Genomic DNA, 15,758 nt, shown 5'->3' with positions numbered 1-15,758 from the left:
GCGCGCCGCTGCCTCCGGGCAGCGCGCCGCTGCCTCCAGGACCGCGCGCCGGCGTCGCCACCTGTTCGCCACCCGCCGGGCGCCGTAGTACCGTGCGCGCGATGTCATCCGAACCCGCCGCGAACCCGCCGTCCGCCGCTCAGGTCACCCCGGGCGGCCCGCCTCCCGGAGGTCGACTCGCCGTGCTCACCGCGTTCGCGGTGGGCGCCTCGTGGATCCCGGTCCCGGTCCTCCCCGATCGGATGCTCCTGCGCATCCGCGGGGCCATCGTCCAGGACACGGTCGCCCGCCACGGCCTCAGCCTCACCACCGACGCGCGCGCCCTGCTCATCCAGCCCGGCGCGGATCAGACCCCGTTCCGCAAGGCCGCGCAGCTCGTCACGAAGGAGGTCCTCCGGCGGCTCAACCCGGCCCTCGCGCTCGCGGCGGCCGCGCGCGGCCTCGAGGTCTACGCCCTCGGCCACCTCCTGAACCGCTACATCACGCGCGTCCGGCGGACCAGCGCCGTCCGCATCCACGCCGAGGAGGCTCGCTGGATCCGCGACGCCGTCGATCGCGCCGTGCGGCGCGCGCTGTCCCCCTCGCTCCGCGCGAGCGTCACCATCCTGCCGAGCGGCGCGGAGGACCTGCGTGACGAGTTCACGCGCTGGATCGACGCGTTCCTGCTCGCGGGCGCCGCCGCCCCCGAGTACATCGAGCGCCGCCTCGACGCGGCCTTCGACGAGATCGCCGCCGCCGGCCTCCCCCATGACTGAGCACGAGGAACGCACCGCCGCGAAGGGCGCCGCCGCGGGCCGCCACGCGGGCGTCGCCACGCCCGCGCCCGAGCCCGATCCAGAGGGCGCGCGCGCCGCGCTCAAGCGCTGCCGCCGCGTCATCATCAAGATCGGCTCGAAGAGCCTGTCCGGCGACGCCTGGGACCGGCTCGCCGTCGAGGTGGCCGCGCTCCGCGCCCGCGCCGGCCGGAACCTCGTCATCGTGTCGAGCGGCGCCATCGCCCTCGGCGTGGCGAAGCTCGGGCTGAAGGCGCGCCCGAAGGACATGGCCTGGCTCCAGGCCGCGGCCGCGGCCGGCCAGAGCGTGCTGATGCAGCGCTACGAGGAGGCCTTCGGCAAGGTGGGCCTGCTCGTCGCGCAGGTGCTCCTCACGCACGCCGACCTCGCGGACCGCACCCGCACGAACAACGCGAGGAACGCCCTCGCCGCGCTGCTCGAGGCGGGCGCCATCCCGATCATCAACGAGAACGACGCCGTCGCGGTCGAGGAGATCAAGTTCGGCGACAACGACCAGCTCGCCGCGATGGTGACCCCGCTCTGCGAGGCCGATCTCCTGATCCTCCTCTCGGACGTCGAGGGCCTGCTCGACGGCGACGGGCGCCGCGTGCCGTTCGTGCGCAGCGTCGCCCGCGAGGCGCGGCACCTCGCCGGCGCCTCGACCTCCGGCGTCGGCACCGGCGGCATGGCCAGCAAGGTGGAGGCCGCGCGCCGCGCCACGCTCGCGGGCTCGCACGTGGTCATCGCCGCCGCCCGCGAGCCGGGCATCATCACGAGCATCCTCGCGGGCGAGGACGTCGGCACCCTCTTCGCCGCCGTGCCGCAGCGGCTCAACGCGCGCAAGCACTGGATCGCCTACACGCTGCGCCCGCGCGGCGCGATCCTCGTCGACCGGGGCGCCGCCGAGGCGATCGCCTCGAAGAACCGGAGCATCCTCGCGGTCGGCGTCCTCGGCGTGCGCGGCACCTTCCTCCCGGGCGACGCCGTGGCCGTCTTCGACCCGGAGGGCACCGAGATCGCGCGCGGGCTCGCGCGGATGTCCGCGGGCGACGCGGCGCGCATCGCGCGGAAGAAGCGCGACGAGTCCGGCGACGACGTCGTCGTCCACCGCGACGACCTCGTGGTGCTCCCGAGCGAGTAGCCCCGCCGCCGTCCAGGCCGCCCTGTGGGTGAGCCGACCCCCCGATCGCGCGTCCTTCGCACCTCGCGGGAACCTTCGCGCCGCAAGGCTGTCGCTCAGTCTTAGTCAGCAGTTCCAGTCTACTTCCTGGAGGTCGGGTGATGCGCTTCGGGTTGTTCGTCGCCAACGGCGTGGTGCTCGCGGGGGTCATCTGGACGGTCGGGCTCGGGCCGAGCGTCAAGGCGTCGCAGCTGCTGCCGCCGCGCGCCACGGCGGGGCTCGGCGAGCTCGCGACGCTCGAGGCCCACTACGCCGAGGGCCGGACGCCGGCGAGCGTCACCGCGCTCGCCGCGGCCTACCTCGAGCGCGAGCAGCCGGGCCTCGCCTCCTCCGCGCTCGACGCCGCCCCCCGCGAGGTGCGCGAGCTCCCGGAGGCGGCGCACCTCTCGGCGCGCGCGCTGCTCCGCCGCGGTCGCGTCAGCGACGCGCTCGCCGCGGCCGAGCAGGCCTCGGCGGCCTGCGCGACCGGCGGCTGTCCCGCGTGGCTCGAGGCGAAGTCCGAGCGCCAGCGCGCGTTCCTCGAGCAGCTCGTCGCCGCGGGCGTCGAGGATCCGCAGATCGACGCGACCGCCGTGCGCGCCGCCTACGAGCGCAGCGCGAGCGAGGTGCGCCTCGTTGCGATGCGCTGAACGCAGCGCGCCGAGGGCGCGTCAGCTACGGCCGAGGCGACACGATCTCGACGCGCGCGTCGGAATAGTTCTGCCCGGAACCAATCTATTTGGTCTGGCTGGACAGGGGGGCAGTCCGGCGGAAGGCGTCTGTGACAGCGCGGCGGCGCGACCGCGAAGCGCCGGCGAGATCGACGATCGTTGAGGTCGTATCCAAGCTTGGAAACCCTGTCGATGTCGAATGACGGTCACCTTCTCATGTCGTAGCCTTGGGTCTTGCTCGGCGCGTCGACACCGGGGGCGCTGTCCGATTGAACAACCGGTTGCGCTTGGGAGGGTCTCCCTCAGGTGGAACAGCCGCAAGCTTGCACGCTGGGCGCCTTGTCGCCCGCATGGACAGGGTGGTACCGACGCGGCGCCGTGGTCGCTGCCGCGCTCGCCCTCACCGCCGCCGCGGGCTGCGCGGCGCCGATCACCAACGCGGGGCTGCCGATCCCCGCGGCGAAGCCGGGCCAGGAGCAGCGCCCGTTCCAGCTGCGGCCTCCGTTCGAGCTGGCGACGAACGAGGACGCGATCGTGCGGATCGTCACCGACGTGACCTGCACGGGGACGCTCATCACCGAGGACCTGGTGCTCACGGCGCACCACTGCGTCGCGGCGCGCGACGAGAACGGCAGGACGCTGCGCCGCGATCAGGAGCCCGAGGCCATCTCGATCGAGCTCGGGGGCGACCACCTGCCCTGGGGCGACGTCACGGTCCGCGCGGTGGTGTCGCCGGACTGCGGGTACACGTCGGGCGAGGGCGACATCGCCATCCTCGTGCTGTCGCGCCGCCTGATCGGGATCCCGACCCTCGCGCCGCGGATCGAGGCCGTGCCCGGGTCCAGCGAGTACGTGACGCCGTACGGCTTCGGCCGCTGCGCGCTCTCGCGCTCCCCGGTCCACCTCGTGCCGCGGCCGGGCGGCACCATCGACACGGTGGGCCCAGGGCACTTCATCGCGACCGCCTCGATCTGCCCCGGCGACTCGGGGGGGCCTGCGCGCAGCGACATGGGGGGCGACGTCGTCGGCGTGATCTCGTCGAGCGTGATGGACGGCGACGAGATCACGACCGGCACCTCGTACTTCAGCCGCCTCGACGTGTGGCCCGAGCTCTTCTCCGCCGCCCGCGAGATCGCGGCGGGCGCGAGCCCGGGCGAGCTGCCGCCGTACCGGAGCTGCCTGCGTTGACGGGGCCGCGGCGTCCGCGAGCCTGCGTTGCTCGCCGCCCGCGGCCGCCGCTGCGCTAGGCTGCGGGGCCGCATGCGGAAGCTGTTCAACGGGCTGCTCTGGATCGTGGGGACCTTGCTGGTGATCGGCGTCGTGCTCCGCGCGCTCGTCCTCGACGTCTGGACGGTGCCGAACGACCCGAGCCTCGGCGCCTCGATCGCGCCGAGCCTCGCCCCGGGCGACGTGGTCGTCGTGCTGACGCGGGGCACGCCCGGCTTCGGCGAGCTGGTGCGGTGCCCGGATCCCGAGACCCCCGACAGCCACATCGTGGGCCGGATCGCGGGCGTGCCGGGCGACACGGTCGAGGTCGACCACAGCGCCCTCGTCGTGAACGGGCAGCGCTACGAGGCCGAGGTCGCGTGCACCAAGCCGAAGCTGAGCATCGACGACCCGGCCACGGGCAACGCGGTCCCGATCTCGTGCGACATGGTGATGATGGGCCCCGGCCTTCACCTGCGGGCGACGGGGCGCAGGCCTCCGCGCGAGCGCCGCCACCGCGTGGAGGTGCGGCCCGACACGGTCTTCCTGCTGAGCGACAACCGGAGCTACCACGACGACTCGCGCGACTTCGGCCTGCAGCCGCGCGCCGCGTGCAGCCAGCGGATCGTCTTCCGTCTGGTGGGCGCCGGGGGCTGGGGCGACGACGAGCGCCGCTTCACCTTCGTGCGCTGACGGCCCCGGCGGCCCCGCGACCGCGCCGGCGGCCCGCAAAAGCGCCGGCGGCGCGCGAGACGAAGCGTCTTCCAGGCAGAAGTCCCGGATCTGCGTCAGCTCGTGCTTGACCCCTCCGCTCTCCGACGTCTAGAACCGTGGTTCTCTCCACCCGGGTCATGGATCCAGCGCGAGCGGCGGGCCGGGTCCCGCGCCCGGGCTCGCTTCATCGGTCGGAGGTCCGCCCAGGCGGCCTTCCACTGACGCGGGTCGGAGAACCGCGATCCGCGGTCCTCCAATGCACCGAGGAGACGTTTGCACACAGAACAGCACGAGATTGGCATCGTCTGTGGCCAGTGCGACCTGTGGAGCCCGATGGGCACCGCGCGTTGTGCTGAGTGCGCGAACGACTTGGCCCTGTTCACGCCGCGCCGGGCGAGCTCGCAGGCCGTATCGGTCCGGCGTTCTCCGACGCCCGCCGCCGGCAGCGGAAGCGTGAGGGCGGAGGCCCGGCTCGACCCGACGAGCTCGCGCGGCGCGGGGCGGAGCCCCAAGACCACCTCGTCCAAAGGCGAATTTGCCGAACTCTCCCAGGAGGAGCTGATGGAGCAAGCCCGTAACTACGTCTGCCGTTCCTGCTCGAGCGGAGTTCCCTCGGGCCACAAGTTCTGCGGGAGGTGCGGAACGGCGGTCCCGCCCGAGATCCTCAACGCGCAGACGCTGTTCTTCGGGGACATGCAGAACCCGGCGAAGGCGAAGCTGATCCTCATCCGTGGCGAGGGCATGGACGGCCTCTCCTTCCACCTCAAGGCCGAGCAGCACATCGTCGGCCGCAACGGGCAGCTCGTCTTCCCGGACGACCCGTTCGTCTCGCCGAAGCACGCGAACTTCTTCTACCGCGACGGCAAGCTGGTCGTGCGCGACGAGGGCTCGCTGAACGGCGTGTACATCCGCGTGCGCGGCACGATCGACATCACGCCGGGCGACACCTTCCTCGCGGGCGAGCAGCTCTTCCGGCTCGATCCGACGCCGCGCGCCTCGGACGGCCAGGATACGGACGGGACCTTCTTCTACTCCTCGCCCAAGCACCCGAGCCCGTTCCGTCTCACGCAGGTGCTCCAGGGCGGCGCGGTCGGCATGACCGTCTGCGCGCGCGGCAGCTCGCTGCAGATCGGGCGCGAGGGCGGCGACCTGAACTTCCCCGTCGACCTGTACATGTCGGGCTCGCACTGCCGCCTCGAGGAGCACAACGGCAAGTTCACGCTGACCGACCTCAACAGCCGCAACGGCACGTACGTGCGCATCAAGAGCGAGCGCGAGCTCGCCCACGGCGACTACCTCTTCATCGGCCGCAAGCTCCTGCGCGTCGAGCTCAACACGAACTAGTGCTCGCCGCCCGCGCGCGGCCGCGCCGGAGCGATCTCCTCCGGGGGGCGTGTCGCCCGTGACCTCCGCTCGCTGGCCGCTCGACGTCTTCCGCGCCGGACCGGTCGCCGCGGGCGCGAAGCTGTGGCGCAGCCGTGGCCAGCTCCACGTGACGCTCCTCGCCAAGGCCACCTTCGCGATGGTGCCCGGCGGCGACGCGCGGCGGATCGAGCCGCTGGAGGTGATCCGGAGCGAGGCCTACACGCGGGGCCATCCGATGAAGCCGCTCCTCGCGACGAGCGAGCTCGCGCCGTGGCTGGAGCGCGCGGAGGTGGTGCTCACCGGGCACGCGTGGGCGCCGGGCGGGGCGCCGGTGCGGCGGATGCCGGTGCGGCTCGCGGTCCTGCGCGGAACGGCGGCGCTCGTCGACAAGCGCCTCGAGGTCGTGGGCGATCGGGCGGCCTCGATGGTGTCGCCGGCTCCGGAGCCCGAGCCGTTCGTGAAGATGCCGATCGAGTACCAGCGCGCCTGGGGCGGGCCCGGCGATCCGGACAACCCCTTCGGCGTCGGCGCGTTCGAGGACACGGGCGGCGCGATCCCGCTGCCCAACCTGCTGCCGCCCGGCGGGCAACGCGCGTCGATCGGGCTCGGGCCCATCCCGTCCATCGTGCCGAGCCGGGCGCGCCTGCTCCGCGGCCTGGCGCGCGGCGGGCTGGAGGGGATCGCGTCGATCCCGGAGGATTTCGACTGGTCGTACTTCCAGTCGGCGCCGCTGGATCAGCGCTTCGACCGGGTGCTCGGCGGCGAGGAGATCGTGCTGGAGGGCCTGAGCCCGCGTCATCCGACGCTCGCCACGCGCCTGCCGGCGCTGCGGGCGCTCGCGACCATTCACCTGCCGAACGGCGCGCAGCGGTGGTTGTCGCTCGCGGGCGACATGCTGATCGTGCACTCCGACGCCGAGCGCTGCGCGGTGGTCTTCCGCGGGAGCTTCCAGGTGGCCTCGGAGGAGGCGCTCTCGGCGCTGCGCGTCGCGGTGGGCGTGGAGGTAGGGGGCCAGCCGGTGCCGTGGCCGAGCCTCGCCGAGGTGCTCGCGGGCGCGCCGCTCGCGGAGGCGGCGCCGGAGACCGTGAAGCTGACGGACTGGAGCACGACGGTGACCCTCGACGACGAGGACATCGTGGACGCGCCGGAGAGCGTGGCGGCCGTGCGAGAGCATCCGCTCGGGAGCACGCAGCCGGTCGCGGGCGCGCACCCGCTCGAGCGCACGTTCTCGCTCGATGACACGCTGCCGCCGGGGAGCGAGGCGCGGTCACGCGCGGCGCAGGCAGCGCTCCCGCCCGCGGCGCGGATCCGGGGTGAGGGCCATCACGACGCGGTGCGCGCGCCGTTTCGGATCGCGCCAGCGGGGGAGCGGGGCGAGCGGGAGAGCGGCGAGCATCCGGGCGCGCCGTGGTCGGAGGGCAGCGCGACGGCGATCCCGGTGCCCGCGTCACCGCTGGAGGGCACGGTCGATCTGCGGGTGCCGGATGCCGCGCCTGCGCCGGACGCGGCGCCTGCCGCCGTCGCGGCGCCCGCGCCTGCGCCCGTCACGGCGCCTGCGACCGTCGCTGCGCCTGCGCCCGTCGCGGCGCCTGCGCCCGTCACGGCGCCTGCGCCCGCGCCTGCGCCTGCGCCCCTCGCGGCGCCCGTGCGGAAGCAGGAGCGGCCCGATCTCGTCGGCAGCCTGTACAGGCGCTTCCGCAAGGACTGAGCCGGAACGCGGATGGAGGGACCAGCATGTCGGAGGGAGCCGTGGTTCGGGAGCGCGCCGCGTCCGTGCGCGCCGAGGAGTACCTGGGGCCAGCGCACGTGCTGGAGGTCCATGGGCAGACGGTGAGGGTCGAGCTGCCGGAGGGGGAGAGCGCAGAGGCGACGATGGCGCTGGCGATCCCCTATGCAGCCGCGGTGGGCGACGTGCTCCTGGTGATCGGCCGCGGCGCGCGCTTCTATGTCATCGGCGTCCTGCACGGGACGGGCAAGACGATGCTGGAGCTCCAGGGCGACGTCGACATCCGAGCCGCGGGCGGGGCGCTGCGGCTGTCCGGGGACCGGGGGGTGGAGCTCCGGGGGCCGGAGGTGGACCTCCACGGCGACAAGGTGCGGGTGTTCGCGGGGGCGCTCGTGCAGAAGGCGGCGTCGCTCTACCAGCGCGTGACCGACCTGTTCAGCCTGCACGCGCGGGAGAGCCACACGGTCGTGGACGAGTCGGCGACGACCAAGGCACGCCGCGCGACGGTGCTGACCGAGGAGACGATGACGATCAACGGGAAGGAGATCCACCTGGGGTAGCCCCCGAGATGCGCGCGGCGCGCGCGTGGTGGACGTCAATGCGCCGGTAGCGACCCTCACGGACGGCAAGGGTTGCCACGCGCATGCCGGCTGGCGAGGCGGGCCCGCCGATCATCGCGCTCAGCGCCGGCACCCGCCAAGCCTGGGGAATCCCCTCATTTTGTGCCCGTTTATAGCGGGAAATTGAACAGGGAGGCGGGGAGGCGAGGAGTTTTTCTGAGATTTTACTCCCCGCCTCCCCGCCTCCCTGTGAATTCTCCGAAAAATTTGAGGGGATTCCTCAGCCGTCAAGCAGCCGGGTCCTACAGATCGCCTGGACGGGGGGGAGCGTAGTCGACTCCCCCGTGATCCCACTTGTACTTGTTATCGGACTGCTTGCTACCCAGGTCCACCACGTAGGGCGTGACCGTGCCGTCGGGTTGCTGGACATAGATGAATCCAATGCCCCGCGATCCGCCCGAGAGGTGCTGGTGCGACATATATCCCTCGGCGGCGCGACGATGCCGGTCATTGAGCTGGCCGCGCGCGAGCTCTCTCAGGATCCGCTCGCCCTCGGGTGACACCCGGACATCGCCCTCGGTGATCCCATTCAGGTACTGCACCGGGTTCATATCCCAGGTGTCAGAGTTGTTCGGGTCGAAGCGAGCGCGCCGGACGACTATGGCCTGAGCGCGCGCGTTCGCCGCGTCTTGCGCGACCGTGAGGGCATCTTGCAACCTCTGGAGATCTTGCCTGGTACGAGCCTGTTGCCCACTGCTCCGGAAGTGGGATTCGGAAGCGGAGCTGAGGCGGGCGAGCCGGTCCTTGGCCCATGCGCTCAGCGCAGGATCATCGGATCTCGTCGCCCTCGCGAGCTCACGCTTCATGTGGTTAGCCAACCCAAACAGGAGTTGATACTCGATCTCTTCCGGCGACAGCGCCGGGGCAGGCGCAGGCATTGGCGCCGGGGCAGGCATTGGCGCCGGGGCAGGCGCAGGCATTGGCGCCGGGGCAGGCGCAGGCGCAGGCATTGGCGCCGGGGCAGGCATTGGCGCCGGGGCAGGCATTGGCGCCGGGGCAGGCGCAGGCGCAGGCATTGGCGCCGGGGCAGGCATTGGCGCCGGGGCAGGCATTGGCGCCGGGGCAGGCGCTGGCATGGGCGCCGGGGCCGGTGGCTGAGAAGCCTCCCCTCCCCAATACCAACGGACCAAGGCTCCGCCGGCACCTCCTACCAGCATGCCCAGGCCCGCGCCGACCGGGCCCGCAACCATCGCCCCCACGACCCCCAGGACGGTCGCGGGGGTCCCCAGGGTTACCGCCGTCTGCGTGGAGGGCAGGTGAGCGGTGACTGAAAGCGTTCTGGTGGCAGCGGCTCCCCCACCCGCCGTCGCGCTGTTGCACGGTATCGATGTGCCGCCCGGGCTATTCTGCTTCTTCTTTTTCTTCCCCACGGCTACTCCCCCGCGGCCGCCTCGTCGCGCTCGGGGTCCACCCCCACCCCCTGCACCTCCACCCCGCCCGGCAGCGTCACCCGCACCGCCGCCGCCATCCGCGCGCCCCCCTCGCCCATGCACAGCGCCTGCCCCACCGCCTTGCCGTAGGTCCTCTCTCCAGCGATCACCGCCCGCCCGTGCGCCTTCAGGCACCCCGCGAACAGCTCCGCCGCCGACGCGGTCCCGCGGTCCACAAGGATCGTCACCGGCACCGCATACGGCCTCTCCTGCCGCGACCGAAACACCGTCTCGTCCCCGTCGCCGTCCGCCACCGTCGCCACGACGCTCCCCGCCGGCAGGAAATCCCCCGCGAGCTCCACGAACGCCCGCAGCTCTCCTCCTGGGTTGTCGCGCAGGTCGATCACCAGCTCCCGCATCCCCTCGGCCTCGAGCGCCCGCATCGCCCGGTACACAAGTGTCGGCACATCCAGCGAGAACACCCGGATCCGGATCCGCCCGATCCCGTCGCCGAGCAGCGCGTGCGCCACGTTCCCCGCGCCGGGGAGCACCTCCTCCGGCGCCGCCGCGCAGGTGTAGAACACGTTCACCGCGCTCGGCACCAGCACCGCGCCCACCGCGTTGTTCCCGGCGTTTCCGGTGGTCGGGCAGGTGAGGTTGATCGCCGGCAGCCCCTCGATGTTCACCTTGGCATTGCCGGTCACGTAGGCCCCGACATCCATGTAGAGCGGGTGCGCCACCCCGGGCTCCATCCCGAAGGTCATCGGGATGGTCGTGCCGAGATTCAGCGCGTTCATCATCGATACCTTCACCTTCACCGAGAAATTCACCGCCATCGCGTTGAGCGCGAAGTTCGGGTACGGAATGGGCACCACCACCGGCCCCACCGGCGTCAAGCACACGTCCGGAAACCCGATGCTCATCCCGGCGCCGTTGTTGCTCGCAGGCAGCATTCTCTACGCTCCTTCCCCCGCTGTTACCGGGGCGGTCGCGGGGGCGCGTACGCCTCCGCCTCCAGCCGATCGACGTCCGTCCGGCGCGCGCCGAGGAGCTTCGCGCCGGAGAAGCGCGCGCCCCTGTCGCGCAGGTTGTGCAGGTTGGCGCCGCCGAGATCGGCCTCGCTGAAATCCGCCTCCTCCACCTGCGCGTGCGACAGGTTGGCCCGCTCGAGGCGCGCCGAGAGGAAGAGCGCGCCGCGGGCCTCGGCGTGGTCGAGCATGGCGTCCCGCAGATCGGCGGCGGCGAGGTTCGCGCGCTCGAGATCCGCCCGGGTGAACGTGGCGTACCGGAGCATCGCCTGCGAGAGCTTCGCCCCGCGCAGCGAGGCGCCGCCGAAGTAGGCGGCCTTGGCCACGACCCTGGCCAGGTTCGCGCCGTCCAGCGCGGCCTCGCGGAATCTGACCTGCGTCAGGATGGATCCCTCGAAATCGGCGCCGCGCAGGTTCGCCTTCGAGAAATCGCTGCCCATGAAATCGCAATCGCGGAGGCTCATCCGCTCGAGGTTCGCCTCCATGAAGGCGCAGCGGTGCACGGTGAGGCCGGAGAAGGAGACGGCGCGCAGATCCGCGCCGGTGAAATCGACGCGATCGAAGACGGTCTTGCCGAGCACGGCGCCCTCCAGCGCGACCTCGCGCAGGAGCGCCTGCTGGAGCACCGCGCGCGTGAGGTTCGCGCGCGAGAGCCGCGCCCGGTCGAGGATGCAGCGGACGAGGCGCGCGGCCGTGAGATCGGCCCCCTCGAGATCGGCCTCGATGAGGATCACCGACTCCAGATCGCGGCCCGAGAGATCCACGCCGCGGAGGACCGAGCGCGAGAGGTCGCAGCCGAGAAAGCTCGCGCCACGGAGGTCCGCGCCGGTGAGATCGCAGTCCGAGAGGATGGAGCGCTCGAGGCGGGCGCCGCGGAGGCTCGCGCCGCGCAGATCGGCGCCGCGCAGCGAGCAGAGGGAGAGATCCGCGCCCGCGAGGTCGAGCCCGGAGAGGTCCGCGCCTTCGAGGTCGCTCCCGGCGAGGTCCTTGCCCGCGAGCTCGGGACGGCCGAGCCTGGCCTCGTCGAGGACGACGCCGTGCATGCGCCTCGGGAAGCGCGCGCCGCGGAGATCGGCCCTGACGAAGACCGCGCGATCGAGCTCCGCTCCCTCGAGGTCCGCGCCGCCGAGATCGGCCCCGACGAAGGCGCTGGCCTCGACGCGGGCGCGGGTGAGGCGCGCGCCGCGGAGGTTCGCGCGGGTGAAGGAGACGCGGGCGAGGCGAGCCTCCGTGAGATCCGCGCCCTCGAGGTTGGCGAGGTCGAGGCGCGAGCCCTCGACGGTCGCGCCGGCGAGCCGCGCGCCGGACCAGTCCGAGCCCACCGCCTCGACCTCGGCGATCGTCGCGCCGGAGAGATCGGCGCGGGCGAGGCGCTGGTAGGAGAGCTTCGCCCGGGTGATCCGCGCGCCGACGAGCCGCGCGCCCTCGAGGTTCGAGCCGAGCACGAGCGCGCCGTCCAGCGCGCAGCCCTCGAGATCCGCCTCGCGCAGGTCGCATTCGACGAAGTGCGCGCCCGAGAGGACGCTGCCCGCGAGCCGCGCGCCGCGCAGGCTGGTGCGGAGGAACTTGACGCGGGAGAGATCGAGGTTCGTGAGATCCCGGCCCAGGAGGTCGAGGCCGTCGAGGCGGGCGCCATGGAGCGGCGCGCCGGCGCGGATGCGCTCGAAGAGCTCCTTGGCCGTCGTCATGCGCGCTCCAGGCTGGAGCGCCGCAGGTTCGCCCCCGCGAAATCGCAGCCGGCGACGCTCGCGCCGTCGAGCCGGGCGCCGTAAAGGCTGGAGCCGGCGAAGGAGGCGCCGTCGAGGCGGGCCTTGCTGAGGTCGGCGCCGAAGAGGTCGGCCTGCGCGAGATCGGCGCGCTCGAGCGAGGCCCGGTAGAAACGGCTCTCGCGCAGCACCGCGCCGGCGAAGCGCGCGCCCCGGGCGGAGGCCCCGGAGAGGTGCGCCCGGGGGAGGACGGCGTACCGGAGATCGGCGCCGTCGAGCTTCGCCCGGAGCAGCGCCGCGCCTTCGCCGCGCGCTTCCACGAGCGTCGCGCGCTCCAGATCGGCGTCGGAGAAGCTCGTGCGCGGCAGGGACGCGCCCGTGAGATCCGCGCCCCTCGCGGACGAGCCCGCGCACATGCACCCGACGAGCGCCGCGCCCCGCAAGGAGGCGCCATCGAGCTTCGCCGCCTGGAGGACGGCGCCCTCGAGGTGGAGCTCGTCCCCGTCGATCTCGCGGAGATCGGCCTCGTCGAGCAGCGCGCCGCGCCCGCGCGCCCTGGCCAGGCGGGCGCGCGCGAGCGAGGCGCGGGTGAGGATCGCCTGGTCGAGGGTGGCGCCGCGCAGATCGGCGCCCGCGGCGCGCGCGCCGGTGAGGTTGGCCTGGGAGAGATCGGCGCCGGAGAGATCGGCGCCCGAGAGGTTCGCCTCGAACAGCACGGCCCGCGAGAGGTCGGCGCCCGAGAGGTTCGCCCCCGAGAGGTCGGCGCCCGAGAGGAGCGCGCCGGAGAGCTTCGCCCCGGAGAGATCGCGGCCCGAGAGGTCCCGCCCCGAGAGGTCCTGCCCCGACAGATCGACGCCGGGGCCGGGCTCGGGCGGCGGCGCCGCGGGCTCGCCGGGGAGGCGGTAGCCGGGGACGATCTCGCGGAGGCGGGGCTCGCGAAGCAGCGCGTCGAGGCGCTCGACGCCCTCGAGCTTCGTCCCGCGCGCGGCCGCGTCGTGCTTGAGCTTCTCGACGCGCTCGATGAGCGCGGCGAGCGCGCCCCCCATCGGGACCCGCGGCGTCCCCGCGGGCGTGGCCGGGAGGTACGCGGCCTGCCGCTGGGCGGGCAGCCGCGCGAGCGCCTGGGCGATGCTGCGCTCGAGGTCCACGCCCTCGGGGGTGCGCAGCGCCCGGAGCTTCGCGACGAGCTGTCGCACGCGCTCCTGCTCGGGCGCGTGGAGGCCGCCGAGCCGCTCCGCGAGGAGCCGGGTCACGGGATCCGCCTCGACCGCCGGCGCCGGCGGCGGCGCGCCGTCGCGGACGAGATCGTAGGCCTCGCGCATCTCCGGCGGGAGATCCTCGAGGCCGCGCGGATCGCGGGCGAGCTGCGCGAGCTCCTCCCGGTACTGCTCGAGCGGCAGCGGCGCGGCCGCGAGCGGCTCGGCGCCGATGACGGCGGCGCGCAGATCGGTGAGGTCGTCCTCGGCCACCTCCGCGTGGCCGCGCCAGGTGAGGGTCACGAGGCCCGCGTCCGGCTCGACGAACAGGGTGTCGAGGCTCATTCCAGCGTCCTGCACGCGGCCCCGAGCGTCCTCGACGACCACGCGGATCCGGAGGCCCGGCAGGCGAAACGAGGCGGTCTGCGCGGCGGGGTGGAGGTGGAGGAGCGTGACCTCCTCGTCGCCGCGCAGGTAGCCGGGGAGGCGTTGATCCGGCGGGGCGGCCTGGAAATAGGTCCAGTCGAAGTCCTCGGCGGTCCACGGGGCGCGCGTCTTCCGGTACGAGGGGCCGTACTCCGTGCCGAGCTTGCGGCGGCGCTCGGGCGCGTCGGGGTGGAGCGGCCCGAAGGGCGCGGGGACCGGGCGGCCCTCGCGCGGCACCGGGACCATCTGCGATTTCGACCACGTCCCGACCGCGAAGCCCACGGGGTGCTCGCGGGGCAGGTCGCCGCCCGGCGGGCGGCACGCGCCGCGGAGGAGCAGATCGGCGGCCGGCTTCCAGTCGGCGAAGTCGCCGGGATAGCTGCATTCGCCCTCGCGCTCGCCGCCTTCGCCCTCGAAGGTCTCGGCCGTGAGCGCTCCCTGGGCCAGCGGGCCCTCCACCGGCGCGAGCGGCTCGCCCGGGCGGAGCGAGAAGCGGCCGCGGACGATGAGGACCACCTCCGGCTGCGGCGGCCTGCGCGAGCAGATCTTGGTACCGAAGAGGAAGGGCGTGAGATTCCGGGTCTGCATCAGAACAGGTTGATGACGCCGGACATCAGGTTGTACGCCCCGGTGCTCACCGATTCAGCCGACGAGACGCTGGAGCAGATGTTCTTCACGTTGGTGCGGAACTTGGAGAGCTCCTGCCGGTTGGTCAGGTTGAGCTCTGCCTTGGGGCCCATGTTGATCGACACCCCCGCGGTGAGCGAGACCTCGAGCAGGGCCGCGATCGTCAGCTCGACAAGGCCGCCGATCGTGACCTCCTCGGTGGCGCCGAGGGTGATCGACGCCGCGTTGCCGATGGTGACGTCGCTGACATCGCCGATGGTCACCGACTGGACGTCGCCGATGGTCGTATCCGAGACGAGCGCGGCGGTCGTCGTGCTGGAGACGGTGCTCGCGCTTGTGTCGTCGCTGATCGTCGTGGCGAACGTGGTGCTGGAGACGGTCTGCGCGGTGGTCTCGTCGGTGATCGACGTCGCGGTCGTCTTGCTGGCGATCGTGCCGGCCCAGGTCTCGTCGAGGATCTGCGGCACCGGGCAGGCGGCGGAGCCGGTGTACGACTCGATCCGCTGCGCCCACGTGGAGCTCAGGCAGGTGGGGTTCGGGCGCTCGGCCGTGGGGGCCTCGGAGCCGGTGATGCTTGTCTGCTTGTTACCGTAGAATCGATCGAACGTGTCGCCGTGATAGGTGGTGTCGACGTCGCCCTTCTCGGTCTTCTCGGTGACCTTCCATGTACCGTTGTAGTTCTGGACCCATTCGATGGTTGTGGCGGCGGTCCAGAGATCGGTGGCGTCCTGGATATGGCCGCCGGAGACGTCCCAGCCGGCCTTGTCGTCCTGCCGGCCGAGGACGAGCATGCGGTAATTGCCCTGGATGACCTCGACCTTGTCACCGCGCGTGGTGGTGATGCGATTGCCGTCGGAGTGGTCGCGCCAGCCGCCCTTGGAGTGCAGCTTCGCGGTCTCGGCCTGCCGCTCGGCCTCGGGGATGAAGCCCGGGCAGCCGTCGCGCGTGCGGGTGTCGTCGATGAACGAGGTGACCAGGGCGGCGAGGTCCTCGCCGCTCGCCTTCGGCGCGCCCGGATTGGCGGCGAGGCCCGGGTCCTTGACCGCGCCGAGGCGCAGATAGGAGCCCATCGCCTCGGCCTCGGCCCCGGCGTTGTTGAAGTTCGGGACCTCGATGAGGAGGTACTTCCCGCTGATACCGTCACCCTCGCGCGTACCCATGCGTGCCTCCG

13 protein-coding genes are annotated in these 15,758 nt (G+C 72.9%); 8 read left to right on the top strand and 5 right to left on the bottom strand.

The genetic code is table 11. From position 1 onward, the window contains the following. The first annotated feature begins 101 nt into the window (after window positions 1-101). The 8 genes from WMF36_RS43445 (at window position 102) to WMF36_RS43410 (ending at window position 8,174) form a co-directional block, all read left to right on the top strand. Window positions 102-755, top strand: a complete 654-nt coding sequence (locus tag WMF36_RS43445) for a hypothetical protein (protein WP_437576733.1) — start codon at window positions 102-104, stop codon at window positions 753-755. Continuing rightward, a complete protein-coding gene (gene proB, locus WMF36_RS43440; protein WP_437576732.1) occupies window positions 748-1,914 on the top strand; it encodes a glutamate 5-kinase in 1,167 nt (388 codons plus the stop codon). The genes WMF36_RS43445 and proB overlap by 8 nt, the downstream gene beginning before the upstream one ends. A gap of 140 nt (window positions 1,915-2,054) precedes the next feature. Then, on the top strand, window positions 2,055-2,582 hold the full coding sequence (locus WMF36_RS43435) for a hypothetical protein (protein WP_437576731.1): 528 nt from the start codon (window positions 2,055-2,057) through the stop codon (window positions 2,580-2,582). Window positions 2,583-2,981: 399 nt separating this feature from the next. Beyond that, entirely contained in the window at window positions 2,982-3,791 is an 810-nt protein-coding gene (locus WMF36_RS43430) for a trypsin-like serine peptidase (RefSeq protein ID WP_437576730.1), read from the top strand. Between the two features lie 72 nt (window positions 3,792-3,863). Beyond that, complete coding sequence (gene lepB, locus WMF36_RS43425) at window positions 3,864-4,502, top strand: signal peptidase I (RefSeq protein ID WP_437576729.1); 639 nt, start codon at window positions 3,864-3,866, stop codon at window positions 4,500-4,502. A 582-nt stretch (window positions 4,503-5,084) separates the two neighbouring features. Continuing rightward, window positions 5,085-5,867, top strand: a complete 783-nt coding sequence (locus WMF36_RS43420; RefSeq protein ID WP_437482817.1) for an FHA domain-containing protein — start codon at window positions 5,085-5,087, stop codon at window positions 5,865-5,867. Window positions 5,868-5,925: 58 nt separating this feature from the next. Beyond that, window positions 5,926-7,596 (top strand): DUF2169 family type VI secretion system accessory protein, encoded by a 1,671-nt coding sequence (locus WMF36_RS43415; RefSeq protein ID WP_437576728.1) that lies wholly within the window; start codon window positions 5,926-5,928, stop codon window positions 7,594-7,596. A 26-nt stretch (window positions 7,597-7,622) separates the two neighbouring features. Continuing rightward, complete coding sequence (locus WMF36_RS43410; RefSeq protein ID WP_437576727.1) at window positions 7,623-8,174, top strand: DUF3540 domain-containing protein; 552 nt, start codon at window positions 7,623-7,625, stop codon at window positions 8,172-8,174. Window positions 8,175-8,476: 302 nt separating this feature from the next. On the opposite strand, the gene WMF36_RS43405 is transcribed toward WMF36_RS43410, so the two are convergent. The 5 genes from WMF36_RS43405 to WMF36_RS43385 form a co-directional block, all read right to left on the bottom strand. After that, window positions 8,477-8,776, bottom strand: coding sequence for a hypothetical protein (locus tag WMF36_RS43405; protein WP_437576726.1), 300 nt, complete (start codon window positions 8,774-8,776; stop codon window positions 8,477-8,479). Between the two features lie 830 nt (window positions 8,777-9,606). Continuing rightward, on the bottom strand, window positions 9,607-10,557 hold the full coding sequence (locus tag WMF36_RS43400; RefSeq protein ID WP_437576725.1) for a S41 family peptidase: 951 nt from the start codon (window positions 10,555-10,557) through the stop codon (window positions 9,607-9,609). A 23-nt stretch (window positions 10,558-10,580) separates the two neighbouring features. Then, window positions 10,581-12,320: a pentapeptide repeat-containing protein gene (locus tag WMF36_RS43395; RefSeq protein ID WP_437576724.1), complete on the bottom strand. Its 1,740-nt coding sequence runs from the start codon at window positions 12,318-12,320 to the stop codon at window positions 10,581-10,583. Beyond that, window positions 12,317-14,548 carry a pentapeptide repeat-containing protein gene (locus WMF36_RS43390; RefSeq protein WP_437576723.1) on the bottom strand — a complete coding sequence of 744 codons (2,232 nt, stop codon included), beginning with the start codon at window positions 14,546-14,548 and terminating at the stop codon, window positions 12,317-12,319. The genes WMF36_RS43395 and WMF36_RS43390 overlap by 4 nt, the downstream gene beginning before the upstream one ends. Beyond that, window positions 14,548-15,747, bottom strand: a complete 1,200-nt coding sequence (locus WMF36_RS43385; protein WP_437576722.1) for a hypothetical protein — start codon at window positions 15,745-15,747, stop codon at window positions 14,548-14,550. The genes WMF36_RS43390 and WMF36_RS43385 overlap by 1 nt, the downstream gene beginning before the upstream one ends. Window positions 15,748-15,758 lie beyond the last annotated feature (11 nt).

It is taken from the genome of Sorangium sp. So ce887 (assembly GCF_051521455.1).
Lineage (GTDB): Bacteria > Myxococcota_A > Polyangia > Polyangiales > Polyangiaceae > Sorangium.
The sequence above is the reverse complement of the archived record's forward strand: the minus strand, read 5'-3'. Positions and strand labels throughout refer to the sequence as shown.